Source organism: Peptostreptococcus sp. (assembly GCF_036639115.1).
Classification (GTDB): Bacteria; Bacillota; Clostridia; order Peptostreptococcales; family Peptostreptococcaceae; genus Peptostreptococcus.
Genome location: NZ_JAVWJH010000001.1, coordinates 422,170 through 434,341 on the forward strand (window position 1 = coordinate 422,170; position 12,172 = coordinate 434,341).

Below are 12,172 nucleotides of genomic sequence, written 5' to 3' on the forward strand. Positions count from 1 at the left end.
GTATAAAAAAATATTTATATTTAGATAAATATATGTTACAATAAGTTTCAATATTACTTATTTATATAGCGATTTATTAAAAATAATTAAATTAAAAATAATCAAATCAAAGTATGATATTTAATAAAAATTCTACTACAAAGGAGGAAAATATATGAAAATTAATGTAGTAAAGAATAATAATGTAGAAGTAGCTATTGTGGAGAGTAGAGATATTCTCATAAAAGATGTGCAATCTGCAATTGATTTATTTGCCACAGTTGAATATGAAACTGGTGTTAGCAGAATAGTTATAGAAAAGGAAGCAATTTGTGAGGAGTTTTTTGATCTAAAAACAAAAATAGCAGGAGATATTTTACAGAAATTTATAAACTATAAAAAGAAAATAGCTATTGTTGGTGATTTTTCAAGATATGATAGTAAGAGTTTAAAAGATTTTATCTATGAATGTAATAATGGTAGGGATATATTTTTCCTAACTAGTAGAGAAGAAGCAATAAAAAAATTAAGTCAGAACTAGTACTAAAGTACATGCGAGTTTATATATAAAGAAATTTTATTAGATTTATAAGATATTAAATATATAACAAAAATCTCAAAAAGGGGGATTCGATTATTCGAGTCTCCCTATTTAAATTGAAAATTTTGAAAAAAAATCAATTTATATATATTTTACTTATAATTTAATTTTAATATAGTAAGTTTAGAATGTTTGTTATTTAAGTAAATTTATACCTCTATTATATATCTATTATTTTTTCCTGAACATTTTCAACTTCGATTTCGTTATCAAAAAACTTTTTAGAAAACTTTTTTAAATAAGTATCTTTTAAAACAGTATCAAGCTCAATTGTATGTACATTTCCATTAGAAATTTTGGATTCAAGTACCTCATTAAAGACATTTGTTTTTAGTATATGAATTTTTTCATCTTTATATTCGTCACCCATTACATATAATATACTAAGTCCTTCAGCACACAAAAATGCCAACTTAGGAAGCTTGCTATCCACAATTTTTACTTTATTAATATTATGTTCATTCAAATATTTATCTAACCGAATATAATAATTAATTCTTTCTTTTTCTTCTATATCAATCATTCCAATAAGGGGTATGACAATTTCTCCTGTGATTAGAAATTCAGTTATAGCATCTGTGGATATATATACATCTGTGTCTTCAGTAACGACTTTATTAAAAATTTTCATTATTATATCTAATATATACTTATGTCCATTTATCTGTTCAAAGTCATTTTTTTCGATTAAAAAGCCTAGTGGTAAGAAACTATATATTCTATCTATCTTTTCCTTAATTACGTTCTCAAAAAGAGCAGGATTTTCCTTCAAAATATCAATTGCCTCAGATCGAGTGTAACTGAATTTTTGAGGATTTTTTTTAATTAATGAATTTTCAAATTTAGATAAATAGCTATCTTTATTAATAAAAGTCATTAGTAATGTTCCATCCATTAAAACATTAAATAGCAGTAGAAACTGACCCTTCATTAATAAGAAAGAAGAATCTGAGTCCATTTTCATTTCAAATAAGTTTAAATTTAAGCTCTTTCTTGAATTCACTATCTTTTCCACAGTACAAAAATCATGATTTTTATATGTTTTTTCGAAGGTATCAAGATCAAAAAAATGGTTGTAGTTAATGTTTCTTATTTTTTTTGGTATTGTAAATTTAATGTGTTTAAATATATCGTAATATAATTGACTAAATAGCCTTAAGCTGCTACTGATTTCAATTTGATTATCAACATTTTTTCTATAATAATCTGATATTATTATGCATGCCATATTCAAAACGGATTCACGACCTATAAAGCTGTCAGTTTTGTTATTATGTTCAAAGATAGCATCATTTTTTCTGGATGAATAATTATTTTCTAAAGCATAATCTATGGCATGAATTAAAAAAACTTTAAGTTCATACATTGATCTGAAATCATACAGAAGGGGAAATATATTTTTAAACTTTAGGTGGCAGTCATACTCATATATCGACTCGGCAAAAAAATGTGCAGCTTTTTTACTAAATTGATTTTTTTCTTCGGCAATTGGTATAGTTTTTCCAGATAGTATTTTACTTAAGCTACTAGGTGATATATTCATAGCAATAGCAAAATCAGTCTTTTGAACTCCAGCAATACTGAATAGATTTTCTAATAATTCTGAAATTTTCATCATTTACTCCTTTTTAAATTATACAGGTATTTTTTGAAAATATGATTTCAAAAAAATTTAATAAAAAATAATAAACATCATAGTCATTATTTTCTTAAAATAAAAACAATTGAAAACAACATAATAAACTACTAAAACTATTATAACAGATTTAATATAAAAAAAAATGTTATTTTATATTTTCCAAAAGAAGAAAATTATTTCAAATAAATTGTAAAGAATAACAATTTAGGTAAGGATAATTATTCAAATTTTCAAGCAAGAAAAAAAAATTGGAGGTAAAATAGTTTTTGGATATAAATATCGAGAAAATATAAAAATAGTAAAAATATTTATGAATTATTTATTAAAATTAAATAATAAGGGTATGAATACTCTGAGACTGAGAATGTAATTAAAATTAAATCAATAATCAATTAAGAATAGTGTGAGTTAAAAGTAATAAAAAAATATTTATTGCTAGAAAATCAAAAAATTAGGAGGAAGAAAGATGTTTAGGAAAATTAGTAGTGTTTTTATTGCATTTGTGTTTTTAATTAATAATGTATTTTTTAATTATGAAAATACAAGGGTTCATGCACAGAGCAATATTGTCAATTCAGTAGAAGTTGAATCAAATGAAATATCACATATGGAAAACACAAAGATTACAGTCAACTTTGGTGGTTATGGAACGAAAGTTGCAAATGGACAAAAAGTGGATATTAGATTTGATGGTCAAAGTGCTGAACTTAAATTATCAGATAAAGCCATAGAATTGAAAGATTCTGTAGGAAATTCATTAGGGAAGGTAGATTTTAGTGGAAACACAGCTACAATCACTTTTAATGAATATGCTGAAAGTTTGGATGATATTGAAGGTAATTTTTATTTTTATGGGCAAGGAATCTATACTGGCAATCAAAATGAACCTGGTCAAGGTGATATATCAATAAATTATGGCAATGGAAGCCAGAATATAAAGGTGAATTATGGTGGAAAAGGCGGAACAGAAACTAGTAATGTATATAGTAAGAAAGGGGTTACATCTACAGATAATCCTGACAGAGTAGACTGGGTATTTAATGCAAATATGGCAAAAAAGCCTGTTAATTATCCCAGTGAACAAGTATCTTACGTTATTGAGGATGTTTTAGATGACACTATGGAATGGGACTTAGAAACTATAAAATCAAATCCATATATAGTTAACTTTGAAGGCGGATATGCAAGTAGAATTTATGATAGTTGGGTTAGTCTAGAAAAAGCTAAGGAAATAGGCATAAAAATCGAGATATCTGGACAAAAGTTAAGAATAGAAATTCCAAGAGCAGTCTATAATGGTTCTTCATACTTTTCTATATTGGACAAGACCTCGATAAGTGTGAGACTAGCAGCTAAAATAAAAGATGAAGTTTTAGAAAATAATAGTATTGATTATGTAAATAATAAATCAGATGTCATAATAAACGGAGCTGATCAAACATGGAAAGTAGAGCCAAATGATAAAAGTGACTCAGCGAAAATATATAGACAAGGTGGAGCTGCACATGGAACTAAACCTGGAGAATTAAAAGTTGTTAAAAGAATAGAAGGTAAAGACATTGGAATACCAGATGTCATATTTGAATTAAAAAGAGCCGATAAGAAAAATATAATTATTAAAGGCGAAGATAGGGGAAATAAAATAGATATAAAAACAGATAAAGATGGTATTGCAAATATAAAAGGTCTTCCTGTTGGCGAATATACGATAAAAGAAAAATCAGCTCCAGAGTGGATTAACTTTAAAGAAGAAGATGCTATAACAAAAACATTTGAGGTAAAAAGTAGTGATAAAACTGGAACCCTTCTTGAAATAAATAATGAAAAAAAGAAAAGAAGTATAGCTGTAGAGAAAAAATGGGAAAATATATCATCTGATAAACCAAGTATAAAAATACAATTATTAAAAAATGGTGAACCAGAAGGTGAAGAAATAGAACTGAAAAATGGTGATAGTAAATATCAATGGGAAAATTTAGATCAAAGTGATGATTATGGAAAGGAAAATAAATACACAGTTAAAGAAATTGGAGAAGATAATGGTAAAATTCAACTAAATGAAGAATGGTATACTGTTGAATTGTCTGGGGATATGGATTCTGGATTTGAAATATTAAATAAAAGAGATAAGTTACCAGAGCCTACATTACCAAAGACAAGGAAAATTTCTATAGCAAAGAATTGGAAAGATAGTGAAGGAAATAAGATGAATTCACCAGTGGACAGTATAGAGATAGCTCTATATAAAAATGAAAAACCCACAGGAGAGAAAGCTATATTAAATAATTTGAATAATTGGATGTACGAATTTGATAACTTGAAATATTCTGAAAAAGATAGCGATATAGAAAATGAATATACAATCAAAGAAGTAGGAGAAGAAGGTGGAAAAGTAAACTTTGATGGCAAGTGGTATAAGGTTGAGTTGTCTGGTGATATGAATAGTGGATACAACTTAGAGAATAAGCAGCTAAAACCATGGACACCGATGGAGCCAGCCTTGAGAAAGATATCGGTAATTAAGGATTGGAAAGATAGTGAAGGGAATAAGATAAGTTCACCAGTAAAGGGTATAACAGTTGAACTTTATAAAAATGGAGTATCAACAGGAATCAAGAAAGAGCTAAATAACTCCAACAACTGGTCAACAGAGTTTGAAAACCTAAGATATTCGGATTCCCTGGGTCTATCTGAGCATAATTATACTGTAAAAGAAGTTGGGGAAGAAGATGGAAAAGTAAACTTTGATGGGAAATGGTATAAGGTAGAATTATCGGGAAACATGAAGTCAGGCTATAAGGTTACGAATAAAAAAAATAGATCATTGACACCGATGGAGCCATCTTTGAGAAAGATATCGGTAATTAAGGATTGGAAAGATAGTGAAGGAAATAAGATAAGCTCGCCAGTAGATAGTGTGGAAGTTGAACTCTATAAAAATGGTGAAACAACAGGGTATAAAAGAGAGCTAAATAAAGAAAATAACTGGTCAGCTGATTTTGATAAACTAAAATACTCAGAGGAATTAAATGGAAAAGAAAATGAGTATACAATTAAAGAGGTTGGAGAAGAAGGTGGAAAGATAAAGTTAGATAATAAGTGGTATAAGGTCGAGTTGTCTGGTGATATGAGTAGTGGATACAACTTAGAGAATAAGCAGCTAAAACCATGGACACCGATGGAGCCATCTTTGAGAAAGATATCAGTGAGTAAGGATTGGAAAGATAGTGAAGGGAATAAGATAAGTTCACCAGCAAAGGGTATAACAGTTGAACTTTATAAAAATGGTGAAGCAACAGGAATCAAGAAAGAGCTAAATAACTCAAACAACTGGTCAACAGAATTTGAAAACTTAAGATATTCGGATTCTCTGGGGCTATCTGAGCATAATTATACTGTAAAAGAGATTGGTGGAGAGAATGGAAAAATAGATTTTAACGGTAAGAAATATAACGTAGAAGTATCAGGTAACATGAGGTGTGGATTTACGATTATCAATAGAAAGGCTAAAGTAAAAGAAACTGGTACACCAAATGATCCAGGTCAATCAAATAAACCAAATTCTATTATAAAAATAAAATTTGAAAAAAAATGGATTGATGATACTAATAAAGAAATAAAGCCTCCAGTAGACAAATTAACAGTAGAGCTATATAGAGATGGGGTTGCAACAGGTCAGACAAAAGAATTGAGTGACTCTAATAATTGGTCATCTAAATTTGAAGCTCTAAAGTATAAGTATAAAAATGGAAAAAGAGAATATAATTATACAATAAAAGAAGTTGGAGAATATGATGGATATATCCAATTTGGAGATATGTGGTATAAGTCAAGTATTGAGTCCAATAAGAAAAATTTATTTGTGATAACAAATAAAGCAGTTGATAAATTTATGAATGCAGCTCCTATTTCAAAAGATATAAGTGTTATAAAGATATGGGAAGACAAGGATGGAAAAAAAATATCTTCTCCAGTGGATAGTATAAAAGTAGAGCTGTATAAAAACGGTAAGGGCACAGGTAAGGTAAAAGAGTTAAATAAGTCAAATAATTGGACTACTAAGTTTGAAAAGGTCAAGTTGTTAGATGAATCTAGTGGTGAAGATATTAAATATACAGTTAAAGAACTAGATGTTGAGGATGGTAAAGTTAATCTAGATGGAAATATATTCGAGGTAAGTATCTCTGGAAATATAAAGGATGGATTTGAGATTACTAATAGAAGAGTAGAAAAAGCTATGTTTGGACCAAATAATACCAAAAAGAGCAATATAAAAAACTCGTCATCTAATAACTCGAATTCAGGCAAAAACTCAAACTCTAAGACACTGCCTAAAACAGGTGAGGCAATCTATCCAAAGATGTATGCGATAATTTTAGCTATATCTGGCTTGATATTATTCTTTGTAGGATATATGAGGAAAAAGAATGAAAAAGAAAAAAAGATTAAATAAAAATTCTTTAATTCAACTTGTTGGTATACTATTAATTCTAAGCTCTTTAGTCTATATAGGGTACTATAAGCTTAGAGTAACATATAGAAAAAATAGTATTGAACAAAGTAAAGAAGAATTTATAAACGAAAATAAAAATAATAAAGAAATTGTCAATGAAGTGAGTAAAAATAATAAAGAAAAAATATTGGTAGATAATTTAGTAGGATTTGATAACTCACAAAAAAGGTCTAAAGAAAGTGCTAATAAAGAAAAATTGAACACTGTAGCTTTTTTAGAAGTTGATAAATTAGGAATAGTACTCCCAGTATTTCAAGGAACTAGTGACAGAGAACTAAGAGATGGAGTTGGACTTGTGGAGGGTACGGACTATCCTTCTGATCAATTATCAACAGTAAGTGTATTGGCTGGGCATAGGGGCGGATACAATGGCGAGCAGACATTTTTAAACATTGATAAATTAAATAATGGTGATGAAATAAGAGTAACAACTAAAGGCAAAGAACTCTTGTATAGGGTAGTTGAAAAAAAGATAATTGAAAGTACAGATTGGAGCCATTTTACAAAAGAGGATAATCAATCTAAACTAATACTTCTATCTTGTCATCCCTATCCACAGAACCATCAAAGAATACTAGTTATATCAAACCTAGTAGAAGAAAGGCAAATTACCTAATTTTAGACGGAGAATTAATAAAGTTTTAAATGAGTAGTTTATTGAAAAACGATGACTTACAATATAAGTAAAAATATTTAAAAATAAAATTAAAAATAGAGGAGCTTTTTAACTTTGTATAGGTTATAATGGTAGTTTGGAGGTGATAAAATGAGTATGCCAAACTGTCCAAAATGTAACGGAGAGTATACATATGAAGATGGAAATTCTTATGTTTGTCCAGATTGTTTTCATGAATGGACACAAAAAGATATGGAAGCATTAGTGGAAGAAGAAATTATTAAAGATGCTGTTGGTAACGAATTAAAAGATGGAGATAATGTAACAATAATAAAGGATCTGAAAGTAAAAGGTTCGTCTGAAGTCTTAAAGCAAGGTACTAAAGTAAAGGGAATACTTCTAAGAGATGCGGGAGATGGCCATGACATCAGTTGCAAGATTTCAGGATTTGGAAGTATGAATCTTAAATCAGAAGTAGTAAAAAAAATATAACTTTAAACCTCTTGGATAATTATCTAGGAGGTTTTTTGTGTAAATAAGTTCAAAATAGTATATAATACTATTATATATATATAGAAAAGAGGAAATATGAAAGAAGTAGAATTTAACAAACTAAAATTAAAGAAAGAAATTTTGAAGGCAATAGATTTGTTAGGGTATAAGACACTTACAAAAGTTCAAAAGGAAACAATACCATACATACTAGAAGAAAAAGATGTTGTGGTAAAATCAGAAACTGGAAGTGGAAAAACACTAGCATTTGCTATTCCAATATGTAATGATGTCGTATGGGATGAAAGAAGCCCGCAAGCATTGGTAATAGTACCAACACGTGAATTAGCTATACAGGTAAAAAAAGACTTTTTTGAAGTTGGAAGACTTAGAAGACTAAAGACAGTGGATATCTATGGAAAATCACCATACATGAAGCAAGAAACCGCACTTAAAGCTAGAGCACATGTTGTAGTAGGAACTCCGGGGAGAATAATAGATCATATTGAAAGAGGTAATTTAAGAACAGATAAAATAAAGTATTTAGTATTAGATGAGTCAGATGAAATGTTGAATATGGGATTTTTGGATCAAGTAGAAACAATAATAGAAAATCTTCCTAAAAATAGAACGAATCTGCTTTTCTCAGCAACTATGCCTGAAGATATTGAAAAGCTATCTTCAAAATATATGAATAATCCAAAGTATGTTGAGATAGAGTCTAATGAAAATGCATTTGATAGAATAGAACAAATCGCCTATAAAGTTGAAGCGTCAAATAAATTAGATACTTTAAAAAATCTGACTATATTGGAAAATCCAGATAACTGTATAGTATTTTGTAATACTAGAGACGCAGTGGAAGAAGTATATAGCTATCTAGATGAAAATGATTATAAAGTTGACAAGATACATGGTGGGATGGAGCAAGACGACAGAACAAAAGTAATGCAGGATTTTAAAATGGGCAAATTTAGATATTTAGTTGCTACAGATGTTGCTGCAAGAGGAATTGATGTTGAGGATATAACCCACGTAATAAACTACGATATACCAAGAGATATAGAGCCATATATCCATAGAATAGGAAGAACTGGGCGTAAGAAAAAGACTGGAAAAGCAATATCATTTTATAGAAATAATCAAGGAAAGTATTTATCTGAGGTAGAGTCTTATACAGGAAGAAAAATAATTAAAAAAGATATATCAGAACTGACAATAGAAGACGAAAATATAAAAGATTTTGAAGAAAAAATGAGAGAAAAGCAAGTAGGAGCTAGACTAAAAGGAAAAGAATTAAATAAAGGAATAATAAAACTTCATATAAATGCTGGGAAAAAGACAAAGATGAGAGCGGGAGATATTGTAGGAGCAATATCAAATATTGACGGTGTCAGTGCAGAAGATATTGGGGTAATAGATATCATACCAGTTTCTAGTTTTGTTGAAATTCTAAACGGCAAGGGTGAATACGTTTTAAAAGAGTTGCAGAAGGTAAAAATTAAGGGAAGAATAAGAAATGTAACAAAGGCAACAAGACAATAATATAAATATATATTTAGTAATAAATTATAAAAAATTGAACAATATTGTTATGTTCAAGATATGAATTTTTAAGACTTATAAGTCTATAACTAATTTTTGTACGGAAGTATTTTTATGAGATTATTATAAGTAATAGTATATGGCACGGAAGTAAAATTTAAATAAAACCAGTGAAGGGGGGATTCAAGAAATTTGAATTCCTCTTTTGTATATAAAATAAATATAATAGATATCTATATAAAGCATACTTATATCGGAATATAGGAAATTTTTATATCCACTTATCACATAATATGACCTTTTGACCATAAATGATTGTAATACTAGGATTTCACTTGTAAAATAAAATTAAATCAGTACTGAAGTATTTACAAATAATAAGGAGGGATAAATATGTTGATAGACAGTATAATAGAAAATGGCATAATTTTCTATGTTCAAAATTTTTTAGTGGCTATGACAATGATATATTTCATTGCTACTAGAAAAGAAGATCTAATAAAATTAAAAAATGTTTTAATAGACGCTTTATTTGTGGCAGTATTTATAGCAATTGCAATGGGGATATTTAGTAGCAAGATAATACCATATTATGTTATTAAAGTGATAGAGCCAGGTGGAGGTCTAAATATTATAGTATTTATAATGACTATGGTATATATTAAGCTTAGATATAAAACGAATTATACCTTTGTTTTGGGAATTAGTTTTTTCTTTGCATCTGTAATAGTACAGTTGATAGTGGTATATATATCATTGTCTATTAGGTCAGTATTATTTCCTGCAGAAAATTTAAGTGATTTATCTGGTTTGATAGAAATAATATTAACTTGGATAGTGATACCTGACGTATTTTTAATGTTATTTGCTTATAAGGCTAATAAGTGGATGAGTAAAAATGGGTTTTATCTATCAAAAAGAGATCAGATAATAATAATAACTTCAAATATTTTACTTTTAATAACGATATCTGTTTTAGATGGAATTTTAGCATTAGTAGCCTATGAAAGTCCAAAAGAAATATTTTCATTTAGCTTAATCAATAGTAAAATTTTCACTATAAAAATAATTTTATTGCTATTTGCAATGTTAAATATGTATTTTTATTTGACTACGAATAATTTACAGAGAAAGTTGTATGAAAAAGATACAGAAGATATACTAAAAGATTATTCTGCTAGTTATATAGATAAGGCAAAAGAATATAGCGAAAAAATGTCTAAACTAGTGCATGATTTTAAGAATCATATAATGGTATTGGATTCTCTTTCGGATAATAAGGAAGAGATGCAAAAGTATATTGAACCACTATTAAAAAATGCCAAAGTGGATGATATTGTGATTACAGGAAATAAATTAGCAGATATAGTCTTGAATGAAAAAGTTGAGGATATGAAAAAATATAATATAGAATATGATATTAAGGCAGCGATACCGCCAGATATATCTATTGATGATTATGATTTGACTTCTATATTATTTAATACAATAGACAATGCCATAGAGGCATCTTCCCATGTTGATGGAGAGAGAAAAATTTATATTGATATATTTTCTAAGGGGAATAATTTGGTATATAATATTAGTAATAACTATGTAGAAAATCTTCTAGGAGATAGAAATTATGCCGATAAGCCGAAACTAAAGAGAGGTATAGGTATGAAGCTAGTAAAAGATATAGTAGAAAAATATAAGGGTGATGTTGATATTTCACAAGATAAAGGAATCTATGAATTGAGACTTTTCATAAAAATATAAGAAATTTAGAAAGGTGATACTATGATTAAGGCTATAATCTGTGAAGATGATTATGATTTTTCAAAAAAGGTCAAAAAGAGTATAGAGAGTTATTTTAGAGATGAAAATATAGAAGTTACTATAAATATAGCAAATAGTGCTAAAAGTTTAATAGAAAATGCAGAAGAGCTTGAGTATAATATTTTCTTTTTTGATATAGAAATAGGTAAAGATGATGGTATTGAGTTGGCCAATTATATACGAGAAGGTAATAAAAATGCTATATTTATATTCATTACTAATAAAAATGATAGGGTATATGAAGTATTTTCACTGGACACCTTTGGATTTGTTAGAAAAGATCATTTTAATATTGATTTTCCTTTAATCATGGATAGATTGATGAAATCGATAAGTCAGTATACATATAGATATTTAATAAATACTAAAAACAAGGAATATAAGCTAACTATAAATGATATAAAGTATATAGAAAGAGTTGCAGGAGTAATAGTTATACACAGGGATTCTGAGCAGATAACTACAAGTTATAGATACTTTACAGAACTACCATTTAATATAGAAAAAAATAAAAACTTCGGAGAAGTATATAGAGGCGTATTTGTAAACTATAAGTATCTTGAAAATATTGATATAGACTTTGTATTATTAGACAATGAAAAAAGGTTACCTTTATCAAGAAGAAAGAGAAAAGTGATCAAAGAGGAATATAAAAATTATATACTGGAGAAGTGATATGAGAATAAGTAATTTCAAAATAGAACTCCCAGTTTGGATAGTATTATATTTCGCTTAAAATATAAGAAACAATAAAGCTATATAAAAATAACAGACATACATTAAATAGAGAGTAAATAAATGGAAAGTAGATGAATAGAAAGTAGATAAATAGAAAGTAGATAAAAGAAGTCACCTAAATGCTTATAATGATTTAGGTGGCTATTTTTTTATTTAAATATAACTGGAATAAATTTGAAAAGAATAGTTTTTGAAAATGATTTCTAAAATTGAGTGTAGTTAATATTATTC

Annotated in this window: 8 protein-coding genes; 7 read left to right on the forward strand and 1 reads right to left on the reverse strand. The window is 27.9% G+C overall.

The features are described from left to right. Positions 1–154 precede the first annotated feature (154 nt). Positions 155–520 carry a DUF4180 domain-containing protein gene (locus RR561_RS01755; RefSeq protein ID WP_332505698.1) on the forward strand — a complete coding sequence of 122 codons (366 nt, stop codon included), beginning with the start codon at positions 155–157 and terminating at the stop codon, positions 518–520. 220 nt (positions 521–740) lie between these two features. On the opposite strand, the gene RR561_RS01760 is transcribed toward RR561_RS01755, so the two are convergent. Then, positions 741–2,195, reverse strand: a complete 1,455-nt coding sequence (locus tag RR561_RS01760) for a hypothetical protein (RefSeq protein ID WP_332505699.1) — start codon at positions 2,193–2,195, stop codon at positions 741–743. 490 nt (positions 2,196–2,685) lie between these two features. Here RR561_RS01760 and RR561_RS01765 point away from each other — a divergent pair, with 490 nt between their 5' ends. From RR561_RS01765 to RR561_RS01790, 6 genes are all read left to right on the forward strand, one after another. Next, complete coding sequence (locus RR561_RS01765; RefSeq protein ID WP_332505700.1) at positions 2,686–6,672, forward strand: Cna B-type domain-containing protein; 3,987 nt, start codon at positions 2,686–2,688, stop codon at positions 6,670–6,672. Further along, positions 6,647–7,348: a class C sortase gene (locus tag RR561_RS01770; RefSeq protein ID WP_332505701.1), complete on the forward strand. Its 702-nt coding sequence runs from the start codon at positions 6,647–6,649 to the stop codon at positions 7,346–7,348. Before RR561_RS01765 ends, RR561_RS01770 begins: the two co-directional genes overlap by 26 nt. 150 nt (positions 7,349–7,498) lie before the next feature. Further along, on the forward strand, positions 7,499–7,840 hold the full coding sequence (locus tag RR561_RS01775; protein ID WP_332505702.1) for a zinc ribbon domain-containing protein YjdM: 342 nt from the start codon (positions 7,499–7,501) through the stop codon (positions 7,838–7,840). Between the two features lie 96 nt (positions 7,841–7,936). Further along, positions 7,937–9,385 carry a DEAD/DEAH box helicase gene (locus tag RR561_RS01780; protein ID WP_332505703.1) on the forward strand — a complete coding sequence of 483 codons (1,449 nt, stop codon included), beginning with the start codon at positions 7,937–7,939 and terminating at the stop codon, positions 9,383–9,385. A 393-nt stretch (positions 9,386–9,778) separates the two neighbouring features. Beyond that, on the forward strand, positions 9,779–11,143 hold the full coding sequence (locus RR561_RS01785) for a sensor histidine kinase (protein ID WP_332505704.1): 1,365 nt from the start codon (positions 9,779–9,781) through the stop codon (positions 11,141–11,143). A 21-nt stretch (positions 11,144–11,164) separates the two neighbouring features. Further along, on the forward strand, positions 11,165–11,878 hold the full coding sequence (locus RR561_RS01790) for a LytR/AlgR family response regulator transcription factor (RefSeq protein WP_332505705.1): 714 nt from the start codon (positions 11,165–11,167) through the stop codon (positions 11,876–11,878). Positions 11,879–12,172: the final 294 nt, after the last annotated feature.